The sequence below is a fragment of the uncultured Hyphomicrobium sp. genome (assembly GCF_902826555.1).
Taxonomy (GTDB): domain Bacteria; phylum Pseudomonadota; class Alphaproteobacteria; order Rhizobiales; family Hyphomicrobiaceae; genus Hyphomicrobium_C.
The window spans coordinates 43,656-69,055 of sequence record NZ_CADEFI010000003.1 but is presented as its reverse complement, the minus strand read 5'-3'; the positions used below and the strand labels follow the sequence as shown (position 1 = coordinate 69,055).

At 65.0% G+C, this 25,400-nt stretch carries 21 protein-coding genes, 1 tRNA gene and 1 pseudogene; 14 read left to right on the top strand and 9 right to left on the bottom strand.

What is annotated here, in order from left to right; all coding sequences use genetic code 11:
• The first annotated feature begins 12 nt into the window (after positions 1-12).
• Both QZV93_RS02605 and QZV93_RS02600 read left to right on the top strand, forming a co-directional pair.
• The gene (locus QZV93_RS02605; RefSeq protein ID WP_295555716.1) at positions 13-3,402 is read left to right on the top strand and encodes a helicase HerA-like domain-containing protein; all 3,390 of its coding nucleotides are present in this window, start codon (positions 13-15) and stop codon (positions 3,400-3,402) included.
• Between the two features lie 740 nt (positions 3,403-4,142).
• On the top strand, positions 4,143-6,569 hold the full coding sequence (locus tag QZV93_RS02600; RefSeq protein WP_295555715.1) for a transglycosylase domain-containing protein: 2,427 nt from the start codon (positions 4,143-4,145) through the stop codon (positions 6,567-6,569).
• Between the two features lie 60 nt (positions 6,570-6,629).
• On the opposite strand, the gene QZV93_RS02595 is transcribed toward QZV93_RS02600, so the two are convergent.
• Positions 6,630-7,622, bottom strand: a complete 993-nt coding sequence (locus tag QZV93_RS02595) for a beta-ketoacyl-ACP synthase III (protein WP_295555713.1) — start codon at positions 7,620-7,622, stop codon at positions 6,630-6,632.
• Between the two features lie 49 nt (positions 7,623-7,671).
• On the opposite strand from QZV93_RS02595, the gene mutT reads away from it, so the two are divergent.
• Together mutT and QZV93_RS02585 are read left to right on the top strand one after the other, a co-directional pair.
• Positions 7,672-8,079 carry an 8-oxo-dGTP diphosphatase MutT gene (gene mutT, locus QZV93_RS02590; protein ID WP_295555711.1) on the top strand — a complete coding sequence of 136 codons (408 nt, stop codon included), beginning with the start codon at positions 7,672-7,674 and terminating at the stop codon, positions 8,077-8,079.
• 102 nt (positions 8,080-8,181) lie between these two features.
• A complete protein-coding gene (locus tag QZV93_RS02585; RefSeq protein WP_295555709.1) occupies positions 8,182-8,691 on the top strand; it encodes a GNAT family N-acetyltransferase in 510 nt (169 codons plus the stop codon).
• Here QZV93_RS02585 and QZV93_RS02580 read toward each other — a convergent pair.
• Positions 8,688-9,575, bottom strand: coding sequence for a methyltransferase domain-containing protein (locus tag QZV93_RS02580; protein WP_295555707.1), 888 nt, complete (start codon positions 9,573-9,575; stop codon positions 8,688-8,690). The genes QZV93_RS02585 and QZV93_RS02580 overlap by 4 nt on opposite strands.
• A gap of 174 nt (positions 9,576-9,749) precedes the next feature.
• Here QZV93_RS02580 and QZV93_RS02575 point away from each other — a divergent pair.
• The 5 genes and pseudogenes from QZV93_RS02575 to QZV93_RS02555 form a co-directional block, all read left to right on the top strand.
• A pseudogene (locus tag QZV93_RS02575) lies at positions 9,750-9,869 on the top strand (double zinc ribbon domain-containing protein); the annotation flags it as partial.
• 30 nt (positions 9,870-9,899) lie between these two features.
• The gene (locus tag QZV93_RS02570) at positions 9,900-10,457 is read left to right on the top strand and encodes a ComF family protein (RefSeq protein ID WP_295555905.1); all 558 of its coding nucleotides are present in this window, start codon (positions 9,900-9,902) and stop codon (positions 10,455-10,457) included.
• A 132-nt stretch (positions 10,458-10,589) separates the two neighbouring features.
• The gene (gene grxC, locus QZV93_RS02565; RefSeq protein WP_295555705.1) at positions 10,590-10,853 is read left to right on the top strand and encodes a glutaredoxin 3; all 264 of its coding nucleotides are present in this window, start codon (positions 10,590-10,592) and stop codon (positions 10,851-10,853) included.
• A gap of 5 nt (positions 10,854-10,858) precedes the next feature.
• Positions 10,859-11,731 (top strand): carbon-nitrogen hydrolase family protein, encoded by an 873-nt coding sequence (locus QZV93_RS02560; RefSeq protein WP_295555897.1) that lies wholly within the window; start codon positions 10,859-10,861, stop codon positions 11,729-11,731.
• Positions 11,728-12,153 (top strand): DUF1178 family protein, encoded by a 426-nt coding sequence (locus tag QZV93_RS02555; RefSeq protein ID WP_295555703.1) that lies wholly within the window; start codon positions 11,728-11,730, stop codon positions 12,151-12,153. The genes QZV93_RS02560 and QZV93_RS02555 overlap by 4 nt, the downstream gene beginning before the upstream one ends.
• Before the next feature lie 10 nt (positions 12,154-12,163).
• On the opposite strand, the gene QZV93_RS02550 is transcribed toward QZV93_RS02555, so the two are convergent.
• Positions 12,164-13,195 carry a chemotaxis response regulator protein-glutamate methylesterase gene (locus QZV93_RS02550; protein ID WP_295555702.1) on the bottom strand — a complete coding sequence of 344 codons (1,032 nt, stop codon included), beginning with the start codon at positions 13,193-13,195 and terminating at the stop codon, positions 12,164-12,166.
• Positions 13,196-13,514: 319 nt separating this feature from the next.
• Between QZV93_RS02550 and QZV93_RS02545 the strand changes: the two genes are divergently transcribed.
• The gene (locus QZV93_RS02545) at positions 13,515-13,907 is read left to right on the top strand and encodes a response regulator (RefSeq protein ID WP_295555701.1); all 393 of its coding nucleotides are present in this window, start codon (positions 13,515-13,517) and stop codon (positions 13,905-13,907) included.
• An 88-nt stretch (positions 13,908-13,995) separates the two neighbouring features.
• Here the strand turns inward: QZV93_RS02545 and QZV93_RS02540 are convergent, their stop codons facing one another.
• Together QZV93_RS02540 and QZV93_RS02535 are read right to left on the bottom strand one after the other, a co-directional pair.
• Positions 13,996-14,970, bottom strand: coding sequence for a KpsF/GutQ family sugar-phosphate isomerase (locus QZV93_RS02540; protein WP_295555700.1), 975 nt, complete (start codon positions 14,968-14,970; stop codon positions 13,996-13,998).
• 283 nt (positions 14,971-15,253) lie between these two features.
• Positions 15,254-16,699: a mannose-1-phosphate guanylyltransferase/mannose-6-phosphate isomerase gene (locus tag QZV93_RS02535; RefSeq protein WP_295555699.1), complete on the bottom strand. Its 1,446-nt coding sequence runs from the start codon at positions 16,697-16,699 to the stop codon at positions 15,254-15,256.
• 437 nt (positions 16,700-17,136) lie between these two features.
• On the opposite strand from QZV93_RS02535, the gene QZV93_RS02530 reads away from it, so the two are divergent.
• From QZV93_RS02530 to cysQ, 4 genes are all read left to right on the top strand, one after another.
• Positions 17,137-19,122 (top strand): nucleoside-diphosphate sugar epimerase/dehydratase, encoded by a 1,986-nt coding sequence (locus QZV93_RS02530; RefSeq protein WP_295555698.1) that lies wholly within the window; start codon positions 17,137-17,139, stop codon positions 19,120-19,122.
• Positions 19,123-19,250: 128 nt separating this feature from the next.
• Positions 19,251-19,955, top strand: a complete 705-nt coding sequence (gene modB / locus QZV93_RS02525; RefSeq protein WP_295555697.1) for a molybdate ABC transporter permease subunit — start codon at positions 19,251-19,253, stop codon at positions 19,953-19,955.
• Positions 19,952-21,064, top strand: coding sequence for a molybdenum ABC transporter ATP-binding protein (gene modC / locus QZV93_RS02520; protein WP_295555696.1), 1,113 nt, complete (start codon positions 19,952-19,954; stop codon positions 21,062-21,064). The genes modB and modC overlap by 4 nt, the downstream gene beginning before the upstream one ends.
• Positions 21,042-21,893 carry a 3'(2'),5'-bisphosphate nucleotidase CysQ gene (cysQ, locus tag QZV93_RS02515; protein WP_295555695.1) on the top strand — a complete coding sequence of 284 codons (852 nt, stop codon included), beginning with the start codon at positions 21,042-21,044 and terminating at the stop codon, positions 21,891-21,893. Before modC ends, cysQ begins: the two co-directional genes overlap by 23 nt.
• A gap of 31 nt (positions 21,894-21,924) precedes the next feature.
• Here the strand turns inward: cysQ and QZV93_RS02510 are convergent, their stop codons facing one another.
• The 4 genes from QZV93_RS02510 to yacG form a co-directional block, all read right to left on the bottom strand.
• Positions 21,925-23,619 (bottom strand): HAMP domain-containing methyl-accepting chemotaxis protein, encoded by a 1,695-nt coding sequence (locus QZV93_RS02510; protein WP_295555694.1) that lies wholly within the window; start codon positions 23,617-23,619, stop codon positions 21,925-21,927.
• 172 nt (positions 23,620-23,791) lie between these two features.
• Complete coding sequence (locus QZV93_RS02505) at positions 23,792-24,652, bottom strand: transporter (protein WP_295555693.1); 861 nt, start codon at positions 24,650-24,652, stop codon at positions 23,792-23,794.
• Between the two features lie 231 nt (positions 24,653-24,883).
• A tRNA-Phe gene (locus QZV93_RS02500) sits at positions 24,884-24,959 on the bottom strand.
• A 189-nt stretch (positions 24,960-25,148) separates the two neighbouring features.
• Positions 25,149-25,394, bottom strand: coding sequence for a DNA gyrase inhibitor YacG (gene yacG, locus QZV93_RS02495; RefSeq protein WP_295555692.1), 246 nt, complete (start codon positions 25,392-25,394; stop codon positions 25,149-25,151).
• Positions 25,395-25,400: the final 6 nt, after the last annotated feature.

Below are 25,400 nucleotides of genomic sequence, written 5' to 3'. Positions count from 1 at the left end.
GACTGTTGACGCATGCACGAGGACGTCGTCGTCGAGGCCGGAGCCGCGGACAAGCTGTCCCAGGCTTTTGAGCACAGCATCACCTGGGAGGACGACATCTGGCGGGCCGATCCCGTCGATGTTCCCGAGGTGCATGTGAAGGCGCGCCGCAAGTTCGCCGATCTCCTGTCCCAGGTGACGGGCGGGCGCGGCGGCGCGGCGACGCAGTCGCGCATCCTCTTGTTCCACGGGCAGTCCGGCGCCGGCAAGACGCACCTCTTGCGCGCACTCCGCACGACGGCGCATCGCGAGGGTAAGGCCTATTTCGGCTACGCCCAGATGACGCCCGATGTCGCCAACTACGCCGACTACTATCTGCGCCGCCTCGTCCATTCTCTGGAGAAGTCCTACGATCCGGACAATGACGGCGAAAGCGCCCTGGCCCGGCTGACCGAACGCCTGGTCGGCGATCCCGACGTGCTGTCCAAGGCCGACTTGAAGGAGCTGCGCGACGGCTCGCTCGCCGACGAGGAGCTGGCGAGTCTGATCCTGCGCCTCGCCGACGGCGTCGTTGCGGCTCCCAAGTTCCGCGACCTCGAGCTCGACATCAACATCGTCCGCGCTCTTCTTTACCTCGAGCGCAAAGACCCGCGCATCGACCAGCGCGTCCGCCAGTACCTGTTCGGTCGCCAGTTGACGGCGCTCGCCCATCAGGCGGTGGCGGCGCTCGATCCCAACACCGGCGAGGATCGCGCCTTCGAGATCATCACCGCCCTCGGCACGCTGATGTGGACCGTCGACCGCGCGGCGCTGGTGTTCTCCATCGACCAGGTCGAGGATCTGCGCTTCTTCGACGACGCCGAGGAGCGCTTCCAGAGGGCGACACGCGATCTGATCCAGATTGCCAACCGGCTGCCCAACGCCATCATCATCATCTCGTGCCTTGAGGACTTCTACGGCCAGGTGCGCGGCGTTCTCGCCCAGTCGTACGTTGACCGCATCGAGAAGTCGGGCCCCGTGGCGCTGCACGAGACGCGCACGCCCGAGGAGGCGCGCCTGATCATCGCCAAGCGCCTGGGCCATATCGCCGAGCAGGGCGGCGGCCTCGGCTTCCCCGACCCCGGCAAGTTCTTCGGCCCTGACTTCTTCGAGGAGTTCGGCGGCTTGTCCACGCGCCGCCTCCTGGAGCACGCCCAGAGCCGCCTGCGCGACAAGACTGCGCCGGAAGAGGGCGATGAGCCTGCCGGCGATCAGGGGTCATGGACGTCGACTCTCGCGTCCGTCCTTGGTGGCATCTTCGGCGGAGCGGATGGCGGCGGCGACACCGCGCGCCCGCTTTCGCCGTCCGTCGACTACCGCGACGCCTGGGAGCGCTTCCAGAGCGCATCGGAAGCCGAGATCCCCTCGGACGAGAACGAGCTCATGGACGTGTTCGCGTCCGCGCTGTCCCTCGCCAAGGAGGAATGGGGCGGCACCATCAAGCTCAATGTCGGCGGCCTCGAGGTGTCCGACGAGGTTCCGGGCCTGGATCTCAGGGTCAACCACAAGTCCGGCCACATGAGCGAGCTTCGCGTCTTTCTGTGCAACCGCCCGACTCAGGGTGGCGGCCTGAAGCGTCAGCTCGACAAGGTGCTGCCGATGACCGCCGGCAAGAGCTGCGTCATGCTGCGCGCCAGCGATTACCCGCCCAACAAGAAAAACCAAACCGCACAGGCCTTCCGCAAATTCCGCGAGGGCGGCGGCCGCCTGTTCACGATCCCGATCCCCGAGTGGGAGCGCATGATGATGGTGCGCGAGTTCCACGCTCACTACCGCAACGACCCGGGTTTCCAAGCCTGGTTCGAGGACGCCAAGCTGCTCTCCAACATCATATCCATCATCAGCGTCCTGCGCCTCGATCTGCTCGGCCGCGCGCTGCCGCGCGCCGTACGCGAGACCGAAGCCACCCCCGAGGCGGCCGCAACAACGCACGCCGCAGCCGAGCTGCGCGCTCAGGATCCGGCGCTGCCGCCGCCCTGGTCCTTGGACAGCGGCGCGGCCGAGCCGCTGCCGGCCAACGACGACGAGCTGCCGCTCTCCGTCCTCCTGGACGAGACGGGAAGCGTCGGGACGAGCATCCTCGCCGGCCGCGAGAACGGACGCGGCGGCAAGCCCGTCACGCTCAACATGAACGTGTTGAAACGGCACGCCGCGGTGCTTGGCGGCTCGGGCTCCGGTAAGACGACGCTCGCGTTGTGTCTCATCGAGCAGCTTCTGCTCAAGGGCATCCCGGCCGTCCTCATCGACCGCAAGGGTGACCTCTGCAGCTACGCCAACCCCGACGTCTGGCGCGCCAACGACGACGAATACACGGAGCGGCGCGGCGAGCGCGAGAAGCTGGCCGACGCCATCGACGTGGCCGTCTACACGCCCGGCCGCTCGTCCGGCCGCCCGATCTCGATCACGCTGCTCCCGAACGGCATCAACGAGCTGCCCGATCACGAGCAGCAGTTGCTCGCCAACCTGTCGGCCGCCGCTCTCGGCGACATGCTGCATCTGAAGAACTCGGCGACCCACCAGAAGCAGTCCGGCACGCTCTCGGTTGCGCTCCGCATCCTGGGCTCGCGCCACAGCCGCGAGGTCACGCTGGGAGACCTCATCCACCTGCTCGAGGACGAGGATGCGGAGCTGACCGATCTCACGCAGCGCATGGATCCCTCGGGCAAGATCCGCCGCGATCTTGTCGCTCAGCTCGACAGCCTCCGCCACCGCAACGCCGCGCTCTTCGAAGGCGGCGGCGAAAGCCTGCGCATGGACAGCCTGCTCGGCATCGGTCCCTTCGCGCGCGACGGCCGCACGCGACTGTCGATCATCTACACGGGCTTCCTCGGCGACAACGAGAACATCCTGTTCTGGGTCTCGCAGTTCCTGTCGGAGGCGCTTCGCTTCTGCCAGAGGAACCCCAACGACGAGCTGCAAGCCGTCGTCATGTTCGACGAGGCGGACCTTTACATCCCGGCCAACGCCAAGCCGGCGACCGCCGAGCCGCTGCAGAGCCTCTTGAAGCGAGCGCGATCCGCGGGCTTGGGCCTCATGCTGGCGACCCAGTCGCCGGGCGACCTCGACTACAAGAGCCGCGATCAGATCACGAGCTGGTTCATCGGCCGCGTGCGAGAGGACACCGCGCTGCGGAAGCTCAAGGCCGCATTCCAGAGCGAGAGCGGGCTCGACCCCGCCGCCGTGCTTCCGGGCCAGACCGTCGGCGAGTTCCATCTCGTCCAGGAAGGTCTTGTCCGAAGCATGAAGGCGCAGCGCTCGTTGATCGAGGCCGAGCAGGTGCCCTTCGACCGCATCGAGCAGCTCGCGCACGAGACCAAGGGCCAGGACGAGCGCCAGCTCCGCCTTTTCGACGCCCTGAGGACGTCCACAGCCCGTCGCGGCTGATGGCCGCTTCGGCGCCAGGCCTGTGTCCAAACGGCAACAAAAAACGCGGTCGCGCCGAGCGCAAACGGCGCAGCGCCCAATTCAGGACGCGAAACTTTGGTTTGATCCACGAGCTGAAGAATTTGAAATAGCGAAGGAAAGAATGCCTATTTGACGAGGGTTATCGCATTGCAGCAACGGCGCCTCGCTTTCGCGAATAAGAATGTGGCAAAAATTGGAAAGACCCATAGAGGGAATTTATTCCCTATTGTATTATATCCCCGTTTCGTGGGTGAGGGGTCTCCGCGAGACAAACGGAAGACACCGGTGAGGAGTGGGCGGCCTCGCGGGTGGGTGCGTAGTGTGCGGGGTTTGTCGTGTTATGCTTGGTAGATCATTTTTGATGTTGGTGGTGGCCACCTTATTGGGTCCGGCTGTCGGAGTGGGTCTATTCGTCCTGCTCAACACCATGTAAGCGTCCGCCACGCGGCGGTCTCGGGGATCGTGGTCGTGTCGGCTTCGGACTGATCCGGAGCGTCTGCGGTCGCGCTTGAGCGCACGTGAAGCGTCGGCATCCAAAATCTCCTGATTTTTGGATCGCCGCTGGAATTGTTTCTTTTGATGTCGGCCGCGCTGCGCCGGCGCCCGCAAGGGGTGCCGTTTTCGCAGCGCCCAATTTCCCCCGAGCTTCCGCCATAAAGCGCCCTTACCAAAGAGGGGCCGCCGCCGGGCTTGGCCACCTCTTTGCCCTCTGTCACGCGATGCTGTTCCTGTTTCGCCTTCTCGCCCGTGCGCGTGAGATCCTCATCGCTGTTCCGATGCGGATCGTGAGCCTGTTCGGCGAATGGATCGCATTCAATCCGCGCCTCGACCCGCTCCGCTACGTGGCAATGGCCGCGACCGCCTATCTCGTCTTTGCAATTCTGCTGGTCTACATCGTGGCTCCCCTGCGCGGGATCGCGGGTCACTATCTCCTCGGCGAAAAGATCCGCTACGACGCAGAGCGCTGGCTTGCGACCGCCATCTATGATCGCGGCGGCGGCTTCGTCGGCACCTTCGATGCCCGCCTCGACAGCCAGCGCGACGTCAACTACACGGACGCCGCCATCGACGTCGGCGACTACACGGCCAACCCCGACCACAAGTCGATCCCCGTACGCGCGGTCCCGCCCTACTACTGGCAATGCCTCGTCCACCACGAGGATCGCTATCTCGGCACCTGGCGCAATCCTTTCGGCATCGACTTGCCGGGCGTGCTGAAGATCCCGTACTCCTCGCTGATGCGCTCGATCGCGCTTAGACGGCCGAGCCTCGGCGTCGGCGGCTCGACGCTCTCCATGCAGCTCGTGCGCGTGATCTACAATACGCCGCCCCACAGCGGCGAGGGGGCTGCAACCAAACTCTCGCGCAAGTTCTCCGAATGGTGGCTGGCCCCCGTCGTCCAGCACGAGCTGACCCACGGCGGGGATTTCACCCCGTTGCAGCAATGGGCCGCGAACCACCTCTGGCTTGCGCAGCGAACCGGCGGGCAGCCGTTGCACGGCATCGAGGTCACGAGTCGGGTCGTGTTTGGCAAGGACACGAGTTCACTTTCCGTCGCCGAGCAGTTCGTTCTGGCCTCCGCCGTCAACAAGCCGATCATCCTGCTGCCGGGTGACGCCCGCCTGAACGCGGTCCGCCTCGATCGCTGGCGCTTCATCGTCGAGGTGCGCGCCCGCGTTTGTGCCGAGGCGTTGATCCCGGATGAGGATCTGAAGAAGCAGGTCCTGTTCGAGCTGATCGAGATGGCGAGCGGTCCGCCCGATCCCAAGGTCAAGCCGAAGCTGCAGGCGGCTCTCGACCTCTACGCGCCCGGTGAAGCCAAGCGTGCCGAAGCCAATCCGGTCGCACGCGCCAACGCGCTGATGCCGTCGGCGCGCTTCGGCCTGCGCGAGGAAATGAAAGAGATCTACGGCTTCGGCTGGCGCGAGCATGTGCGCGGTGTAACGACCACCATCGATGCCGCGGCCAACCTTGCCTTTCACGAAAGGATCAAGGCCGGGCTCGCCAGGATCGATGCCGCCGTCCACGCCAAGCTTGCGCCTGGCTTTACGCTGGACCCCGCCAAGGCCGGTCCCGACAGGAAGCTGCCCACCGTCACCGTTGTCGCCGCCGATGCCAAAGGCGAAATCGTGCGCTACTACGAGGCCGGCGAGACCGCGCCCTACTTTGGCGCCCACGTGGCCCGCGATTCCGCGACAGGCCGCTACGACCCCGCGCGCGACCCGCGCATGATCGCCTCCACCGGCAAGATGATCGCAGCCATTGCCATCGCCAACAGCGGCCGCGACAACGCGGCATCTCTCTATTTGGACACGGAAGCCCCGGATCGCGGCCTCGACACCTGCGCCAAGGGACACGGCCGCTACGGCCGCCGGGCGATCGTCACCTTCGCCTGCTCCCTCAACGCCCCGCTCCTCAACCGCGCCGCACGCGCGGGCCAAGTCCGCGTACGGGCGCTCATCGACGGCTTCGGCTTCACCATGCCACCGCGGGATGCCTTCGGCCACGACACGCCGCCGTCGACGGCCGCCGTGCTCGGACAGATCTCGGGCGCCCCGCGCAAGGTGCACCATATGTCGGCCGTCATCCTGGCCGCAATGCTCGGTCGAGGCGCCACCCCGGTGCGCGAGCCGACGCTCGTCAAGCGCTACGACTTCACGGGCATCGAAAGTCTTCTCGCCGGAAATACGGATCCGCGCGCGCCGATCATCCCCAACCGGCTCATCCGCCGCCACGCCGTCCCGCTGCTCAGGGTCCTCCTGTCGGCGCCGCTCTGCTACACCGCCCACGGCGCGTCGGTTGGCACGCTGAAGTCGCTCGCGCCGTGGTGCGCGGCGCGCCGCAAGGGCGTGCGCCTGCACTTCGCCAAGACCGGAACGCAAGTGACGGCCGACCCAAACGCCACCGTCGATGTCTGGACGACGGGCGGCCTGCAGTTCTCGAACGGAGCCGCTTATTCTTATGTGGTGCTGGTCGGCACGGGATCCGGCTCCGAGCCCTGGGCCACCAAGGTCCACGCGGCGGATGTCGCGGCACCGCTGCTCGAAATCCTGCTCGAAGATCTCGCCGGACACGCACGCGAGAACCCGATGCCGTCGCTGCTTCCGGCCAAGCCGTCGGCTCCGCGCCCCGTCGCCAGCAACTAGACCATGATCGCTTTGGACCCTATCAGTCCAAAGCGTGAATCATCGGTCTCATAGAAGAACCTAAACTTCGAACACCACCGCGCCGCCGGTGAGACCCGCGCCGGCCGCCGACATCAAGATCCGCTGGCCGGTCCTGAGCGGCGTCTGCTCGGCCGCGAGCGACAGCGTAAGCGGGATCGTCGCCGCCGAGCTGTTGGCATAGAGCGCGACCGAGGACAGCAACTTCTCGTCCGGCACGCCAAGCTGCCGCTGCGCCGCGCCGATGATGCGCGCGTTCGCCTGATGCGGCACGAAGAAGTCGATGTCGTCGATGGAGAGACCGGCCCGCGCCAGCGCTTTGTTCGACGCGTCTGTCATGATCTTCACCGCGCGCGTGAATACGGCGCGTCCATCGCTGATGTGCATCAGCGCGGCATCGGGGCCGAGGCCATCGACAAACGGTCTGCGGCTGCCGCCGGCCGGAATCTGGATCAGGTCGTACGCGGCACCCTCCGACGCGAGATGCAGCCCGCGCACGCCGGCCGTCTGCCGTTCCGAGGGCACGAGCAGCGCCGCCCCCGCGCCGTCTCCGAACAGCACGGCGCTCACCGGATCGTCGAGGTTGAGCCGTCGCGAAAGAATGTTGGCCGCGATCACGAGCGCTGGCGCTTGGTTCTGCCGCACGAAGCCGTCGGCAAAGCTCAAGGCATAGAGAAAGCCGCCGCACGCCCCCGCCATGTCGATGGCGCCGGCGCTTCCAGCACCGAGGCGGTGTGCGACCAGTGGTGCGGTCGGTGGCAGCAGATGGTCCGGAGTCGATGTCGCGAGCACGACGAGACCGAGCGAAGCGCGGTCGAGTCCGGACTTGGCCAGCGCCATCTCGCCAGCCTTGACCGCGAGATCCGAGAGCGCCTCGTCGGGTGCTGCGAAGCGGCGTTCCGCAATGCCGGTCCGCTTGAGCGTCCAGCCCGGCTCCACACCCAGTCGCGCTTCGATTTCAGCGTTTGTCACGCGCCGCTCGGGCGCATAGTGTCCGAGCGCAAGAAGCGCCGATCCCACGTTTCCTGTCTGCATGGCCCCTCTATAGAGGCCAGCGTCGCCCACACAAGGTCCAAATCACCTCATGACTAAGCCGATCCTGCTGGTGGTCGCCGCCGCGCTCGTCGATCGTGACAATCGCGTTCTCATTTCCAGGCGGCCCGAGGGCAAATCGCTGGCCGGCCTGTGGGAGTTTCCCGGCGGCAAGGTCGATGCCGGTGAGACGCCCGAGGCCGCGCTGCGCCGGGAGCTCAAGGAGGAGCTTGGGATAGAAGTGTGTGAGACCTGCCTGGCGCCGTTCACGTTCGCCAGTCATTCCTACAAGGATTTCCACCTTCTCATGCCGCTGTTTCTTTGCCGCAACTGGGAGGGCGAGGCGGAGCCCCGGGAAGGCCAGGAGATAGCCTGGGTGCGTGCCAAGCGGCTCGCTGACTATCCGATGCCCCCAGCCGATGCGCCGCTCATTCCCTGGCTGCGCGATTTGCTCGGGTAGACGCTCACATCGAACGCCTGTTTGCAGCTCCCCAATGTCGGGTCCGGGCTTGACCCCACCATCCGGGGCCGAGCATGCTGCGCGAGAGCGAGGGAGGTCGAGATGCACGTCGAGTTGGGACGAGGAGCCTGGCGTCAGATGACGACGGCGGATTTGCCCTCCGTATGCGCCATCGCCGATCGCATTCATCTCGCCTATCCGGAGGACGACGCCGTATTCGTCGAGCGCTTTCGGCTCTATCCGGCCGGTTGCGCGACGCTCGAGTCCGACGGCAAGGCCATGGCCTATGCCGTGACCCACCCTTGGCACTACGCTGAGCCGCCGGCCCTCAACGTCATGCTTGGGACGCTGCCGGATCCGCCCACGACCTACTACATCCACGACATCGCCCTGCTCCCCGAGACGCGCGGCACCGGCGCCGGCTCGGCGATCGTCGAAGCCATCATCGCACATGCGGCCTCCACGGGCGTCTCCAACGTGTCGCTGGTCGCGGTGAACAAATCGGTGCCGTTCTGGAGTCGCTTTGGCTTCGCGGTGACCGAGGAGCCCAAGCTCGCCGCCAAGCTGCTGACCTACGACGCCGACGCCCGCTTCATGGTCCGCCGGCTCTAGAGTTTCCGCTCCGGCACGCCGAGGGCGTCCGCAAGCCGTGACGTGGCGGAGCCGGGCTTCAGGGGTTGCGGCTGGCTCTCGTGCGGCGCCCAGGCCGTCAGCGTCAGGATCTCGAACGTCGCCACGACGCGACCGTCCGGGCGCCCGAAGCGCTCGGCATAGATCTCTGCCGCCCGCAACAGAAGCCTGCGCGTCACCGGCACCCGCCGCCGCTCAGCCAGCATGTTGGATGCGCCCATCCCCTTGAGGTCGCGCATGAGCGCCAGCGGATCGGCGTAGGCGACGGGGACGGTATCGGAATCGACCACCGGCAGCGCAAAGCCCGCCCGCTGCAGAAGGCCACCGAGATCGCGCACGTCCGCGAACGGCGCCACGCGCGGCGACACCCCGTCCGCGATCTCGCCCTCTGCCGCAAGCCATGCTTCGCGTAGCTCCTGCAGCGTGCGCCCGCCGAGCAGCGCGGCGAGCAGCAGGCCGTCCGGCTTCAACGCGCGCCGGATTTGGATGAGCGCTCCCGGAAGATCGTCGACGAGGTGCAGCGAAAGACCGGATACGGCGAGATCGAGGGACTCGGGCGCGAGCGGCAATGCGTCGAGATGTGCGACCACGCGCGGCGCCGGCGCCTTTTCGAGCAGGCGCGCCGCCGGGTCGAGGGCTACGATGCGTCCCACGTTGGGCGCCGCACCGATCCGTCGCGTCAGGATGCCGTGGCGCGCGCCGATATCGGCAGCAACGGCAAAATCCCGCCGCACGATGGCGAGGCGCTCCGAAAGATCGTCCGCCACGCGCCGCAGGAGAAAATCATGAGCCGCGGCGCCAGGCGCGGCCCGGTTGCTCCGCGCCGTGAGCAGGGCCACATCGAAAATGGCGTGGGGAGCCGACATTCCGGGGACGCGAAGCCTTTCAGGATCCAATGAAACCCGTGCTAGAAAGACCATTCTAGCAGACGCTGGAGATTGAGTGTGGCGGAATGGAGCCTGGAGGAAGATTGCGGCCCGGAGGGCGCGCGTGGGCCGCAGCCGGGGCTCCTCCGCCGATCGCTTCGTGCGCTCTCCGATATGGTGATGCCGCCCGTCTGCCTCGTGTGCCGGACTCGGATCGAGGCGCACGACGCGCTTTGCGCCCGGTGTTGGCGCGATATCGACTTTATTCGCCCGCCACTCTGTGATCGCTTGGGGCTGCCGCTTCCGTTCGATACGGGTGGCACCATGATATCGGCTGCGGCAGCAGCCGATCCGCCCCCATTCGCCCGCGCCCGCGCGGTCGCGGCGCACACCGGATCCATGCGCACGCTCGTTCATGCGTTGAAGTTCCATGACCGCCAGGACGCGCGACGGCTGCTCGGAAAATGGCTCGTCGAGGCCGGTCGCGAGCTTTTGGTGGACAGTGAGGTCGTCGTCCCCGTGCCGCTCGCCCGCGGCCGCCTTCTGGCACGCCGTTTCAATCAGTCGGCCATCCTCTCGCGTGAGGTGGCCCGCTTGGCGAAGCTTTCGTTTGAGCCGCTTTTGCTGGAGCGGACCCGCGCCACCGCCAGCCAGGTTGGATTGTCCCGCGGAGAGCGCCAGCGCAACGTGAGAGGCGCTTTCGCTGTTCCCACGCGTCTCGCGGCACGCGCCAAGGGCCGCAATATCCTCCTCATCGATGACGTTATTACCACCGGCTCGACGGTCGGCGCCTGTGCACGTGCGCTCATCCGCGCGGGCGCCGGGCGTGTCGACGTGCTGGCCCTGGCGCTTGTCACCGATCAAGCCCCGATTCCCGGCTGAAAAGACGGTCCAAATACTGGAAAAATGCCGCAAATCATTGTGACATGAGGCGCAGCGGACTTTGCAGCGCAGCATTACGCGGCTACATTTCCCGCAGAAGCTCAAGCCGGCCGTCGAGGAACCCGGAAGGACATGGCCAAAGTCACGATCTACACCACCATCCTTTGCCCCTATTGCCACATGGCGAAGGAGCTTCTGCGCGCCAAGTGCGTGCTCTTCGAGGAGGTGGACGTCACCGGCAAGGCCGCTCTGCGTGCCGAAATGAAATCCAAGGCAGGCGGGCGCAATACCGTGCCCCAGATTTGGATCGGTGAACGCCATGTGGGCGGCTGCGACGACCTCATGTGTCTCGAGCGCAATGGCAAGCTGGACCCGCTCCTTTCGGCGAGTGCGTGATCGCAATGCCGGCCGGTGAGCTTCCGAAGACATTGCGTGTCGGCCTCGTCCAGATGTGCTCGGGGCGCGACATCGCACGCAACGTCGCAGATGCCACGGCGCTGATCAAGGAAGCCGCAAGCGGCGGAGCGGCCTACGTCCAGACGCCCGAGGTTACGACGCTGATGGAGCTCGATCGCGAGCGCCTGTTCACCGTAGCCGAGCCCGAGAGCTCCAATTCCGCACTCGACCAGTTTGCGGCCCTCGCGAGCGACCTGGCCATCTGGCTGCACATTGGCTCGATGGTGGTGAAGGCGAGCGACACCAAGCTTGCCAACCGCTCGTTCCTGATCTCCCCCGCGGGGAAGATCACGGCGCGCTACGACAAGATCCATATGTTCGACGTCGATCTCCCGAACGGCGAGGTTTACCGCGAGAGCGCCAGCTACGATCCGGGCGCACGCGCCGTTGTCGCTCCGCTACCGTGGGGAAGCCTCGGCTTCTCGATCTGCTACGACCTGCGGTTTCCTTATCTCTATCGCGCGCTCGCCCAAGCCGGCGCGTCGTTTCTTGCTGTCCCGGCGGCTTTTACGCGCCTGACCGGCGAAGCGCACTGGGTCACGCTGCTCCGCGCTCGCGCAATCGAGGCGCAGTGCTATGTGCTCGCGGCCGCGCAGGGAGGATTGCACGAGCACGGCCGCGAGACGTTCGGTCACAGCCTCGTCGTGTCGCCCTGGGGCCATATTCTGGCGGAAGGGGGCATTCATCCGTCAGTCATTTTCGCTGACCTAGAGTTGGCCATGATTGAGGATGTCCGCTCGCGCGTGCCGTCCTTGCGGCACGACCGGGAGTTCGTAGTCGAGGCGGACGGAAAGGCCGCCACAAAGGTCAAGCCATGATCAAGTTCAGCCTCGTTTGCCACGAGGGCCACGAGTTCGAAGCCTGGTTCCGGAGCGGTGCTGCCTATGAGGCTCAGAGCGCCCGCGCCCAGGTCGCCTGCCCGCACTGTGGCAGCCACACGGTCGACAAAGCCATTATGGCCCCCGCCGTCGCCAAGCGGACGGAGGCGGTGCCGGCGAGTGGGCCGCGCACGCAGCCGACGCAGCAGCAGTATCGGTTTCTCCGCAGGCTGCGCGACGAGATCCACGCCAAGACGGAGTACGTGGGGGGGCGGTTCGCCGAAGAGGCGCGCAAGATCCATTTCAACGAGGCTGAGCAGCGCGGCATCTACGGTGAGGCCACCGCCGACGAGGGGAAGGACCTTGCCGAGGATGGAATCCCGTTCCTCCCCGTGCCGCGCCTCCCCGAGGACCTGAACTAGCGTCGCGTCTTTAGCAGCCGAGCGCGGACCGGATGCGCATTCCGATCTGGTCGAGCGGCAGCACCTCGTCCGCGCCGCCGGCCTCGATCAGCGTACGCGGCATGCCGTACACCACGCAGGATGCCTGGTCCTGGGCGATATTGTGCGCGCCGAGCTTGCGCAGCTTTCCAAACTCGATCGAGCCGTCGCCGCCCATGCCCGTCAGCATGACGCCGAGCACGTTCTTGCCGAAAGCGCTGCGCGCACTTTCAGCGAGGACATCGACGGACGGCTTGTAGAGGCTTTCGCCATGGTCGGGGCTGATCTTGATCTCGGTCGCCGAGATGCGCGTTTGCATGCCGCCTGGCGAGATGTAGACGGTGCCCTTTGTCAGCGCCATTCCGTCCGCCGCCTCGACGATCTTCGGCTTGCAGGTGTCATTGAGCCGATTCGCCAGCGCGTTCGTGAAATTCGGCGGCATGTGCTGGGCGACAACGAGCGGCACAGGCAGCGCCTCTGGCAGCTGCGACAGCACCGCTTGTAGCGCCTGCGGCCCGCCGGTGCTGGAGCCGATGATGCAGACCTTCGCATTGACGCGGGCGCCTCCGGCGGCGCGGGGCGGCGCCGTCGTTGGCCTGAGAACCAAGGTCGGCTTCGGCGTCGACAGGCGAGATTTGTGCGTCTTGGCTTCGACGGCGGCCAAAAGCTTTTCGTGAATTCGATCCACGCCGCGGGATTTCGGAATGAAATCGACGGCACCGAGAGCCAGCGCTTCGAGCGTGATGGCGGCGCCTTGCTCGGTCCTGGCCGACAGCATGATCACGGACGCCGTGCTTTGCCGCACGATCTCTTTGAGCGCATCGAGACCGTTCATGATCGGCATGTCGATGTCGAGCGTCACGACGTCGGGCTGCAGCGCCAGCGTCTTCTCGACGGCATCACGCCCGTCGACGGCTGTGCCGACAACCTTGAACCGAGGATCTGATTCGATCTTGGGGGGCAGTACGCCCCGCATGAAGGGCGAATCGTCTACGACAAGGACGCGAATGAGAGGTGCGGACATGCGCGCGTTCCCTTGGAGGTGCCTGGGCCGGACACCGGGTTTGTTATTGGTGACCTCGGGCGCATGCGGTGGGCCCCGAGGACAACCTGGAAACGCATAGTTAACATCGAGAAGTTTCTTTTCCGTTACGTCCGCAACCGTCGTACCCCGCAGAAAAGACAAGTTGGGGCACATTTGGTTGTCCGTAGAAAGAACAGGTTAAGACTATTGCAAGCAATGTCACGGCATACTTGCCCTCACATCGACAGAGCGCGTGGCGCTTCTGGCTCGCAGAGCGCGAGTCGTCGGCGTACGTGATGGGTTGAAGGGGACAAGGGTTATGAGCGCGAACAACATGCCTGTACTCGTCGTGGACGACTACAGCACCATGGTCCGGATCATTCGCAAGCTTCTGAAGCAGATCGGCTTCGAGAACGTGGACGAGGCTTCGAGCGGCGCGGCAGCGCTCGAGAAGATCAAGGCCAAACAGTATGGCCTCATCATTTCTGATTGGAACATGGAGCCGATGACGGGCTACGAGCTCTTGAAGGTCGTTCGCGCCGACCCCGAGATGGGCAAGACCCCGTTCATCCTGGTGACGGCGGAATCGAAGCAGGACAACATCAACGCCGCCAAGAGCGCTGGCGTTTCGGGCTACATCATCAAGCCCTTCAACGAGAAAGTCCTGAAAGAAAAGATCGATCTCGCACTGGCCGCCCCCGTGGCCGCCTGACGCTCGAGATCTCGAACGGCGAATATCAAAAAGCCCGGATGTTCTGTCCGGGCTTTTTTGTGGCCCGTCCGACGGACGAGCAAACGCGTTACATATAGCCGCGCTGCATCAGGTCCTTGGTGTGTAGCACGTCGACCACCGTATCGCCGTCGACCACGACCACGTTTGCGATGCGCCGCTCCTTCATCAGCGAAACCGCGGTGCTCATCAGGTCTTCGGCGCTCACCGTCACCGGCCGCGTGGTCATGATCGCCTGCGCCGTCTTGTTGAACATGTCGGGCGAGAACGCGCGCCTCAGGTCGCCCTCGGTAATGAGGCCGAGAAGGCGGTTGGTGCCCTCCTCCGTGACGACCACGCAACCGCGCTGACCCTCGGCCATTTTGATGACGACGTGGCCGAGAAGCTCGGTCGGGCTGACAGCCGGCACCGTATCTTTGAATTCTTCCGTATAGCGGCGCACGGAGGACAAGAGGAGGCCGAGCCGGCCACCGGGATGGAGCTTGCCGAAATCCGAATCGACGAAAGAGCGCTGCTCCATCAGCAGCACGGCGAGCACATGCCCCGCCGCCAGCGTGATGATCGCCGACGACGTCGGCGCGAGATTGTTGGGGCAGACCTCCTTGACCTTGGGCAGACGGAGGCAGATGTCCGACTGCTGTCCAAGGCGGCTCTGTTCGTTCGCGGTCATGCAGATGACCTTGGTGCCATTGGCCGCGCAGAACTCGAGCACCGGAAAGAGCTCTTTCGTCATGCCCGAGTTCGAGATGGCAAGCACGACATCCTGTCCCGTGATCATGCCGAGATCGCCGTGCGAGGCTTCGGCGGCGTGCAGGAAGAACGAAGGGGTGCCGGTCGATGCGAAGGTCGCTGCCAGCTTGGCGCCGATATGTCCCGACTTCCCGACGCCCGTGACGATCAGCCGGCCGCGACACGCCTGAATGAGGCCGACAGCCGCGATCAGGCTGTCGTCGAAGCTGTCGCGCAGGAGCGCCATGGCCTCGATCTCCTGATCGACAATCCAACGGCCTCGCTCCAGCGCCTGCGATGAATGTTCTTGTCGCATCCAGAATGCCTTTGTCGGGAAATCGCCACACGTGGAAGCGGCGGAGCAGGCTTCGTGAGCAAAGCCCGTCCCGGTTCACGGTCCGGGAAAGGAACCCGCGACCGTGGGTTACTGATCATCGCCGTGGAACTGTGTCAAGGCAGCGGAGAAGCCGCGTGCGCCGCCGTCGATCGCGTCTCGGATCGAGCCCTCGCGGAACCGGTGCTCGGCATGCGGCGGCGCAGCAGGTCTTGCACAGTTTTTTGGCCCCAGCGGTAGGCGAAGCCTCGGCCGCCACGCGGGTCTACTTGGTCTCGTCGGGCGCGCGGGAATAGACGTCGTCGCTGCGGATGATGTCGTCCTCGCCGAGATAGGTTCCGACTTGGACTTCGATCAGCTCCAGCGGAATCTTCCCGGGGTTTTCCAGCCGGTGCCACTGCGTCGCGACGATATAGACGCTCTCGTTCTCCTGCACGAGGCGCTCGACGCCGTCGACCGTGACCTTCGCCGTTCCCTGCACCACCACCCAGTGCTCGGATCTGTGATGGTGCATTTGCAGCGAGAGCAGTCCGCCCGGCTTGACGTGCAGGAGCTTCACCTGGAATCTGGAGCCGATATTGAGCGTCTCGAAGAAACCCCAAGGTCGATAGTTCCGGATGTGCTGCTCGTGCTCCGTCCGCTTCGCCGCCTTGAGCCGCTGCACGATGCGCGAAACGTCCTGTGAACGCGACTTGTGCGCCACGAGCACCGTATCGGGCGTGTCGACGATCACCAGATCCTCGAGACCGATGGTCGACACCAGCGCGCGCTCGCTGTGGATGTAGCAGTTCTGCGTATCCTCGAGAAAAGCCTCGCCCCGTACGAAATTGCCGTTGCCGTCCCTCGGCGCGATGTCCCACAGCGCCGACCACGATCCGAGATCGCTCCAGCCGATGTCGAGCGGCAGCACGGCCGCGGCCCGCGTCCTTTCCATCACCGCATAGTCGACCGAGATCGAGGGGGCGGCGGCGAACTGCTCCGCGTCGAGCCGCAGAAATCCGAGATCGGTCGCAGCTCCGGCAACCCCGCGGCGCGCGGCGTCCAGAACATCGGGCGCGAGCTTCTTCAGCTCGGCAAGGAAGACGTCGGCACGGAATACGAAGATGCCGCTGTTCCAGAAGTAGTCGCCTTGGGCGATGTATTTGCGCGCTTTGGCGCTGTCTGGCTTTTCGGCAAAGCTTTCGACGGCGAAGGCCGCTCCGTCGCTGCCCTCGATCGGCGCTCCGCGCCGGATGTAGCCGTAGCCGGTGTGCGCCTCGGTCGGCCGTATGCCGAACAGGACGATGCGGCCCTGGGCGGCCAGATCCGCCGCACGCCGCACCTCGGCACGGAAATGCTCGGTTTCGCGGATCACGTGGTCGGACGGCATGACGACAAGGACGGCCGATGGGGTCTTTGCCGCCACGTGGAGAGCCGCGACGGCAATCGCCGGCGCGGTATTGCGGCCGACCGGCTCGAGGATGATGGCGGACGGCGAAATTCCCGCGCGCTCGCATTCGTCTTTGACCAGGAAGCGATGAGCGTTGTTGCAGACGATGACGGGCGCCGAAACGTCGTCGTCCTGCCCGAGCCGCGTCAGCGTCGCGCCGAGCAGGCTTTCGTCGGGCGTGACGAGGCCGCGGATGAGCTGCTTCGGATAGAGCGCGCGTGAGATCGGCCACAGTCGCGTGCCCGAGCCGCCGGATAGAATGATGGGAACGATTGTCGTCATGGTCGGTCGGCTCTCGAGACGTCGGAGTGGTTCAGGCGAAATTGGCAAGAGGTGAGGAGACGAAGCGGGCGTCGCGGAAACTCGTTCGGTCCTTGGGGCGCAACGGAGAAGTCGAAACGAACGGGCAGCACGGCATGAGGATGTTTATAAGGGCTGATCGGCAAGTTCGGGGCTTGGAAAGCGGATCGTGGTTTCCGGGGCTATCCCCTGTCTTGTGCGAGCTTTATTTGACAACAGTGTTGTGTTAGAGCTGGCGCCCTCGAAAATCCATCTGATACCAAGATATTGACCTGACGTCATAATTCTGCGCTTCGCGGGTCTTGCCCGGCGTTAGCCGAGCGGGCTTGAGCACTGGCCGGTGCCGCAAATGATGATTGTCCTCTGTGGACGTGCAACCATAGTGTAGCCTCCGAAAGAATGGCAGCTGAGGTGCGACTTTGAGTAAAGGGACGGGGGCGAAGTGGTGGGATCTGACCCGGCTCCGCGATTGGCTGCTGGAGCGGCCGCGCTACCATAAGCGCGCTGCCCTGGTCGTCGCCGACTTGCTCGCGCTGCTCTCGGTTCTCTGGGTGGCCTTGTGGGTGCGCTACGGCGGCTTCTTTGTCCCGCCCAACATTCAGTCCTTCGGGCTGCTTCTGGCGGGCCCCTTCGCGACGGTCGCAACCCTGTGGCATTTCGGCGTCTACCGGATGGTCACCCGGTTCATCGGCCAGCGCGGAAAAACGCAGGTCATGGCCGCCGTCGGGCTGTCGGTCCTGCTTTGGGCCCTCGCGCTCTTCATGCTCGGCCAGTACGGTATCCCGCGCACCGTCATCCTGACCTACGGTGTGCTCGCCGCGGCAGCGATCATCGGCGTACGCGCTTTGATCAAGATGATGCTCGAAAGCGCCGGCATCCGCCTCGTTAGCTCCGCGCCGGTGTCGGATCGCACCCCCGCCCTCATTTACGGTGCCGACCAGCTCGGCATGGCGCTGCTGCAGGCGATCCGCAAGGCGCGCGACCGCCGGGTGGTCGGGTTCGTCGACTCCTCGCCCACCATGTGGCGTCAGTATGTGGGCGATCTCAAAGTCTACCCCCCGCACCGGATCGACCGATTGATCGAGCGCGAGAAGGTGCAGGAGGTTCTGATTGCCCTGCCGGGAAGTCGCAGGCAAGAGCGGCGCAGGGTGCTGCAGGAGCTGAAGCGCTTCCCGATCGCGGTCAAGATCCTCCCGACCTATGAGGATGTCGCCCTCGGCCACGTGAGCTTGAATAGCCTGCGCGCTGTCGAGGTCGGCGACCTGCTCGGCCGCGATGCGGTGACGCCCAACATCGAGCTTCTTGATCGCAACGTCACCGGCAAATCGATCCTCGTCACCGGCGCGGGCGGCTCGATCGGCTCGGAGCTTGTGCGCCAGATTGCGCTCCGCGCGCCACGACGGCTCGTGCTCCTCGATATCTCGGAGGCCGGCCTCTACACCATCGATATCGATCTGCGTCAGCTGCTGAAGCGCGAGGCCCAGCCTCCGGAGGTCAAGATTGTGCTCGGCTCGGTGACCGACGCGCGTCTGGTGGATCAGGTGATCGTCGAGAACGGCATCGAGACCATCTATCACGCGGCGGCCTACAAGCACGTACCCATGGTCGAGGAGAACCCCTTCACCGGGCTCGAGAACAACATTTTCGGGACTCAGGTCGTGGCCCAGTGCGCGCGCAAGCATGGCGTCGAGCGTTTTGTGCTGGTCTCCACCGACAAGGCGGTGCGTCCGACCAACATCATGGGAGCAAGCAAGCGGCTCGCTGAGCTCATCCTGCAGGCCGAGGCCGCAACCAAGGATGGCGCCGCGACCGTCTTCACGATGGTGCGCTTCGGCAATGTTCTGGAAAGCTCGGGCTCGGTCGTTCCCTTGTTCCGTCAGCAGATCCGCAACGGTGGGCCAATCACGGTCACCCATCCCAATGTGACGCGCTTCTTCATGTCGATCCCCGAGGCATCCGAGCTCGTCATCCAGGCCGGCGCCATGGCCAAGGGCGGCGAGGTGTTCGTGCTTCACATGGGCGACTCCGTACGCATCGACGATCTGGCGCGTCTGATGGTGCGCCTGTCCAACCTCGAGGTGCGCGACGAGGCCCATCCCGACGGCGACATCGAGATCACGTATACCGGCCTGCGGCCGGGTGAAAAGCTCTACGAGGAGCTGCTGATCGGCGCTCATACGCAGACCACCGAGCATCCGCGCATCTTCAAGTCCGATGAGCCCTATCTCACCAGGGCGGAGCTCCACCACGAGCTCGGGCTCCTGAAGCAGGCCATGGAAATGCGGGATCGCGCGGCCGTGCAGGCCATCCTGAAGCGCACGGTGGAAGGCTATAGCTCGAGCCTCGACGAGGGGAATTTCGAACGCGACCACGTGCACCCGGCCCCGTCGCAAACCCTGCACTGACCCGCCAAGCCGCCATCCCTGAAAGCGTAAACCATCCGCAATCAGGCCCGCGAATTGCTCTGCGGATCGTCTATACTGACCGGCTATAACGCCCCTTTAAACTCCCCGACCGAACGCCGGATGCGCCAATGAGCCTGGATTGGATCACGCCCGAAGAGATGGTGGCCATCAAGCTGTCGCTGCGGGTCGCGACGGTTGCGGTGCTGGCCAGCTTGCCGGTTGCGGTTCTGGTCGCCTACCTTCTCTCCCGCGGCCAATTCCGCGGCAAGATCCTCCTCGACGGCCTCGTCCATATGCCGCTCGTGCTGCCGCCCGTGGTGACGGGGTACGTGCTGCTGATCCTGTTCGGCCGCCGTGGCCCGCTCGGAGCGTTTCTCGAGCAGACGCTCGGCATCGTGCTGTCGTTCCGCTGGACCGGAGCAGCGCTCGCCGCCGCCGTTATGAGCTTCCCCCTCATGGTGCGCGCCATTCGTCTGGCGATGGACGCCATCGACCGGCGCAGCGAGGAGGCCGCCGCGACGCTTGGTGCCTCGCCGCTGTGGGTGTTCGCGACCGTCACCCTGCCGCTGGCCGTCCCGGGCATCATCGCCGGCATGGTCCTGGGCTTTGCCAAGGCCTTGGGCGAGTTCGGCGCCACCATCACCTTCGTTTCGAACATTCCGGGTGAGACGCAGACCATCCCGGCCGCCATCTACTCCTATACGCAGACGCCGGGTGGCGAGGCCGGCGCCCTGCGCCTGTCGTTGATCGCGGTCGGGCTTTCGTTCGCCGCCCTGGTCGCGTCCGAGCTTCTGATCCGCCGGTCGGGGCAAACGAGGGCCCGTTTCGAATGATCAGCTTCTCCTGCCGTCTCGCCCGCCCGCGCTTCACGCTCGAAGCCGACTTCTCGTCTCCGAGCGGTTGCACGGCGCTGTTCGGCGCCTCGGGGTCGGGCAAGACGACGATCGCCCGGTTGATCGCCGGTATCGAGCGGCCGGATCGCGGACGCATCGTCGTCAACGACCATGTGCTGGTCGATACCGAAGCCGGCAGATGGGAGCCCATCCACAAGCGCCGCGTCGGCCTCGTCTTTCAGGACGGGCAACTGCTCCCGCACCTCAACGTGCGGCAGAACCTTGCTTACGGCCGATACTTCGCTCCGGGCTCCGCGGAGGCCATCACCTTCGACGACGCCGTCGACCTGCTCGGCATCGCCCATTTGCTCGCGGCCTATCCGGCGACCCTCTCCGGGGGGGAGCGCCAGCGCGTCGCCATCGGCCGTGCGCTCCTGGCGGCCCCGCGCATCCTCGTCATGGATGAGCCGCTGGCCTCGCTCGATTCCGAGCGCAAGCAGGAGATCCTGCCGTTTATCGAGCGGCTCCGCGATGAGGTTGGTCTCCCCATCGTCTACGTTTCGCACGCCGTGGAGGAGGTCGCCCGTCTCGCCAACCTGGTGGTGAGACTGGCGGACGGCCGCGTGATCGCCCAGGGTCCCCCGGCCGACGTGTTCGCTGCAGGCCCGGCGGAGGCCCCCGCCGACCGATTCGAAGCCATCTCGTTCCTGTCGGGCCTGGTGGTGCGGGAAAGCCCCGAGTTCGGCATCGCCATCGTCGCCCATCCCGCCGGCGAAATCGCCGTTCCCGCTCTCCTCCCCGCGGGAGGCGGCACCGTTCGGGTGGCCATCCAGGCCACCAACGTCTCCCTTGCGACCGAAAAGCCCAGAAATCTGAGCGTTCGCACCGTGCTGGCGGGGCGCGTGAACGCGATTTCCGCCGGCACCGGTCCCTCGGGGTTGGTGACCGTTGCGCTCGAGGGCGGCGACCGGCTCGCCGCCTCCGTCACGCGCCACGCCATTGCCGACCTCGGACTTGCCCCGGGACGAGAGGTCTATGCTCTCGTCAAAGCCGTTTCCATTGACGAACGCGGCGTTGGCAGGTTCGATGGGGCAAAGCGAGCAAGGTAAGGACGAAATGACGGTGATGCACGGTCTCGGCCCCGAAGAGCGGGCGGAGATTCTGGAAGGGTTCGTACAAGCCGCATCGCGCGCCGGCGCGATTATCCTATCCCACCGCGCGGTTGGCTGTGCTGTCGAGACCAAGGCCGATCTCTCGCCCGTCACCATGGCGGATCGGGAATCGGAGGCGGAGATCCTGGATCACGTGCGCCGTGTCTTGGGCGGCATCCCTGTCATCGCCGAGGAATCGATTGGCAGAGGGCTGGTGGATTTCGATCCGGCTCGGCCCTTCGTGGTCATCGACCCGCTCGACGGAACCAAGGAGTTCATCGAGGGGCGCGGCGAGTTCACGGTCAACCTGGCCTTGGTCATGGACAGAAAGCCCGCTCTCGGCGTCATCTATGCGCCGGCGCTTGAAACGCTCTACATGGGAAGTGCGGGCGAAGCCGTTGGAGGATGGCTGGATCCTGGCGAAGGGTTGGGCGCGCTGAGAGGCAAGCGCACGCTTCGCTGCCGCGTCCCGGAGCAGGGACGCATCGTCGCCGTTGCCAGCCGCAAGCATCTCGATCCCGAGACGCAATCCTACATCGACGCTCTTCCGGGCGCCGAGTGCATCTATCGCGGCTCGTCGATCAAGCTTTGCATCATCGCCGAGGGGCAGGCCGACATCTACCCCCGTTTCGGCTCCACCAGCGAATGGGACACGGCGGCAGGGCACGCCATTTTGGACGCAGCCGGCGGAACGCTGACGCATTTCGACGGCACGCCCTTCCTTTACGGCAAGGTCGATGACGCCTTCTTGAACCCCGGCTTCGTTGCACGGGGGCTCGCGGCGTGAGCCGGTAAAGGGGCGCGGCCGTTCTTAGGCTCTAGGCGGCGCGCACCGTAAGAAGGAACTTCTCGAGCTCGCTCGAGAGATGGCGGCTTTGGCCGGACAGCGCCTTGGCCGACGACAGCACTTGCGAGGATGCCGAGCCGGTATCGGACGCTCCGTGGCTGACATCCACGATGCTCGAAGCGACCTCGGCCGTTCCTTTCGCGGCTTCGGTTACGTTGCGGCTGATCTCCTGCGTCGTCGCGCCCTGCTGTTCGACGGCGGCCGCGATCGCGACCGAGATCTCCGATACCTTGGTGATCGTATCGGTGATGTCCTTGATGGCCCCAACGGCGTCCCTGGTCGACTCCTGCATCGCTGCGATCTGCTGCGCGATCTCGTTCGTGGCCTTCGAGGTTTGCGATGCGAGCGCTTTCACTTCCTGCGCGACGACGGCAAAGCCTTTGCCTGCGTCGCCCGCCCGCGCGGCCTCGATGGTGGCGTTGAGCGCCAACAGGTTGGTCTGCGAGGCAATCGTATTGATCAAGCCCACCACGTTTCCGATCCGCTCGGCGGAGAGTTGGAGCTCGCTGATCTTGCCGTTGGTCCTCTGAGCCTGCTGCACGGCTTCTCCGGTGATGGAGCTGCTCGTCTCGACCTGCCGGCCGATCTCCGTCACCGTAGATGCGAGCTGCTCGGATGCCGCGGCAACGCTTTGCACGTTGACCGACGTCTGCTCGGAGGCCGAGGCGACGACGGTAGATTTGTGTTGGGTCGCTTCCGCCGTCTGGGACAGGGAGCTTGCCGCGGTTTCGAGCTTTGCCGATGCCGACGACACCGTCTCGACGATCCCGCCGACTGCGATGCGGAATTCGTCCGCGAGCCGGTTCATATCCGCCTTGCGGGTTTGAGCGGCATGCTGCGCGCTCTTGGCCTGCTGCTCGCGCAGATGCTCGTTGTCGGCGATGTTCTTTGCGAACACCTGCAGCGCGCCGGCCATGTCGCCGATTTCATCGCCGCGGCCAACGCCGGGAACGTCGACATCTTTTTGCCCCTGGGCCAGCGCCGTCATAGCGCGCTCGATCAGCGCGAACGGACGCATGATGCCGCGAAGAACGAAATACATGGCGCCGGCAGAGCCGATGATGCCGATCAGGAAGGCCAGAATAGAGACCACCGAAACGCGGGAAGCAAACGCGCCGGCATCGGTGTTGGTCTGTTGAGCCGTCGCCTCGATGCTGTCACCGACCCGCTCGAGCGCGGTTTCGAGCTGGCTGAACTTCTCTGAGAATGCCGGGATCTCGGCAAGCGCTTGCGCGCGATCTTTCCAAACCAGATCCACGACGCGGTTTGCGGAAGTGACATAGTCGTCGAGCGGTCCCTGGACGCCCGAGAGTTCTTTGAGGATGTGAGGCGGCAGCGGCAACCCGGCATTCTCCGCGACCACCTGGTTCATGTCGGCCGTCATGCGCTTCAACTCGGCCACGACTTCGTCTTGGGGTGTGTTCAGCTCGTGCGCCGATACCGCCGAAAGCACGACCGCACGCAGGCCGTCATGGAGCATGTCGGCTGTCATCTGGTTTCGCAAAGCGGTTGAAACGACCACCGTGTCGTCCAGCGACTGCTTCAGTCCGTTTTTGATGACGAGCGTCGATGCGCCTAGAAACAGGGTTGCGACCAAGCACCCTGTCGTGACCCAGACGGCGCGGGCTTTGAGCGTCTTGGGCAGAAGCGAGGAAACGGCGGCCATGAAAGCACCTTGGGACCTGCAGTTGCAGAGGCACAAAAATTAAAGATCTGTCCCAAGATAAGATCGATTGCTAAATAATTGGTTCACTGAAGATAAATACAACGCTGTTTTATAGAGCGTATTTGCAATTCAAGCTCTGACGATTTTGTTGCTGCGGGGAGCCTGCAGGGCATCAGAACCGGCGCGACATGCCCGCGAAAACGTTGACGTCGTCCGCCGCATCGGTGACGCCCACGTTGACGCCCGTGTCGAGCTGCAGGTTGTCCGTCACCGCGTAGGTCAGACCGGCGTCCAGCGTCACGATCGTGTTGGCGCCGCTTTCCGCGCTTCGTTCGACAAAGACCTCCGTATAGAGGCCGAGCTTGTCTGTCAGGTCGAAGCCGACGGTGGCTGAGTTGACGAACGACGGCTGATACCCGCCGTCCACGTCGCTGCGCAGGATATCGACCTCCGTCATCAGGCCGAGCCCGATCCCGGGCGCCAACTCGATGCCGAGCGGAACGATGACGCCACCCTCCACGTCGTCGTTGGCGTCATCGAACGAGCTGGTCGGAATTTTGATGAATGGCATGACGGCGAACGCCGTCCGTCCGCCGTCGTTGCCCCAGAAGTTGCGCTTGTAGCGGATGATCAGATCGCCGCTGCCGTCTTCGCTGTCCTTGGCGCCGCCGGGCCCTTCGACACGCACATGGCTGTAGCTGCCATAGACGATCTGCAGATCCGAATCGTTGGTGAGGCCGAGCTTGAAGTTGAAGGGCAGGACGTCCGTCGTCTCGACCGTGAAGCCGTCCGCACGATCGCGGGTATAGGCGACGAGATCGGTCTCGATTTGAATGTGACCGGCGTCGACGGTGTAAGGGCTCTCGGTTTTGTCCGGCCGGTCCGTCGACATATCGCGCATCGCACTGGCTGGCGTCGGGTTGAAAAGCGTATAGCCGCTCTTGTCCGTCGCGCCATCGCCGGCGTGTGCAACCATCGATTGCGTGGCGACGCCCAACGCCGTAACAAGCGACTTTCTAAGTTTCCCCCGCATGAGGCCCCCGGCTACGAATCTCGAAAGCGCACGCCGCTGCAGGACGTTTGTATGATCACGGAATGTTGCGTGAGGCTTGCCGAGGGGAGGCGGGAAGGATTGGGTTGTAGTGACGGGCCATTGCGCTCAGGGCACGCCCCGGCAGGAGACATCGCACGTCCGATCATTGTGTCGGATTGGGAGGCGAGAGCGCGGCGCAGGATTGGCGTGGCGGCTGCGCTCAAAGGGCAATGGTGCCCAGGGGCGGAATCGAACCACCGACACTGCGATTTTCAGTCGCATGCTCTACCAACTGAGCTACCTGGGCTTTTTTGCTTGCGAGGCCGAGGTGAAACCGGGCCTGCCATCAAAGCTCGCGCTTTATAGAGTGCTTCCGGAAAAGTGTGAAGCGGTTTTCCGAGGCGTGGGTCCGCCAGCAAAAATGCCCCGGGCATGTCCAGCGATGCCGGGCCGACACCCCACGGGCATCCCGCCTCCGCTGGCGTCGTCGGACGGGCTATTGCGTCTCCCCGTCTGGTGCACCCTTTCCGCGGTCGAGCTGGCCGGCCTCCCGAGCGAACCCTTCGTCGCCGTCCTCGTCCGCATCCGCTTGTCCGCCCGCGATCACGTAGGCGCCGGACACCCAGCGGGCGAGGTCGATGTCGGCACAACGGGCCGAGCAGAATGGCCGTACGGCGTGCACAGCGGGCTTGCCGCAGATCGGGCACGTGCCGCCGGTTGGTTTGGCATCCGCTGGCGTCATCGCGGC

Coding starts and splice junctions, on each gene's coding strand:
- QZV93_RS02510 (WP_295555694.1), bottom strand. CDS start 23,619: ATGGCCGCCGTTTCCTCGCTTCTGCCCAAGACGCTCAAAGCCCGCGCC.
- QZV93_RS02540 (WP_295555700.1), bottom strand. CDS start 14,970: ATGCGACAAGAACATTCATCGCAGGCGCTGGAGCGAGGCCGTTGGATT.
- mutT (WP_295555711.1), top strand. CDS start 7,672: ATGACTAAGCCGATCCTGCTGGTGGTCGCCGCCGCGCTCGTCGATCGT.
- QZV93_RS02560 (WP_295555897.1), top strand. CDS start 10,859: ATGCCGGCCGGTGAGCTTCCGAAGACATTGCGTGTCGGCCTCGTCCAG.
- QZV93_RS02585 (WP_295555709.1), top strand. CDS start 8,182: ATGCACGTCGAGTTGGGACGAGGAGCCTGGCGTCAGATGACGACGGCG.
- QZV93_RS02595 (WP_295555713.1), bottom strand. CDS start 7,622: ATGCAGACAGGAAACGTGGGATCGGCGCTTCTTGCGCTCGGACACTAT.
- QZV93_RS02535 (WP_295555699.1), bottom strand. CDS start 16,699: ATGACGACAATCGTTCCCATCATTCTATCCGGCGGCTCGGGCACGCGA.
- QZV93_RS02550 (WP_295555702.1), bottom strand. CDS start 13,195: ATGTCCGCACCTCTCATTCGCGTCCTTGTCGTAGACGATTCGCCCTTC.
- modC (WP_295555696.1), top strand. CDS start 19,952: ATGATCAGCTTCTCCTGCCGTCTCGCCCGCCCGCGCTTCACGCTCGAA.
- cysQ (WP_295555695.1), top strand. CDS start 21,042: ATGGGGCAAAGCGAGCAAGGTAAGGACGAAATGACGGTGATGCACGGT.
- QZV93_RS02600 (WP_295555715.1), top strand. CDS start 4,143: ATGCTGTTCCTGTTTCGCCTTCTCGCCCGTGCGCGTGAGATCCTCATC.
- QZV93_RS02505 (WP_295555693.1), bottom strand. CDS start 24,652: ATGCGGGGGAAACTTAGAAAGTCGCTTGTTACGGCGTTGGGCGTCGCC.
- QZV93_RS02605 (WP_295555716.1), top strand. CDS start 13: ATGCACGAGGACGTCGTCGTCGAGGCCGGAGCCGCGGACAAGCTGTCC.
- QZV93_RS02555 (WP_295555703.1), top strand. CDS start 11,728: ATGATCAAGTTCAGCCTCGTTTGCCACGAGGGCCACGAGTTCGAAGCC.
- QZV93_RS02580 (WP_295555707.1), bottom strand. CDS start 9,575: ATGTCGGCTCCCCACGCCATTTTCGATGTGGCCCTGCTCACGGCGCGG.
- modB (WP_295555697.1), top strand. CDS start 19,251: ATGAGCCTGGATTGGATCACGCCCGAAGAGATGGTGGCCATCAAGCTG.
- grxC (WP_295555705.1), top strand. CDS start 10,590: ATGGCCAAAGTCACGATCTACACCACCATCCTTTGCCCCTATTGCCAC.
- QZV93_RS02570 (WP_295555905.1), top strand. CDS start 9,900: ATGATATCGGCTGCGGCAGCAGCCGATCCGCCCCCATTCGCCCGCGCC.
- yacG (WP_295555692.1), bottom strand. CDS start 25,394: ATGACGCCAGCGGATGCCAAACCAACCGGCGGCACGTGCCCGATCTGC.
- QZV93_RS02545 (WP_295555701.1), top strand. CDS start 13,515: ATGAGCGCGAACAACATGCCTGTACTCGTCGTGGACGACTACAGCACC.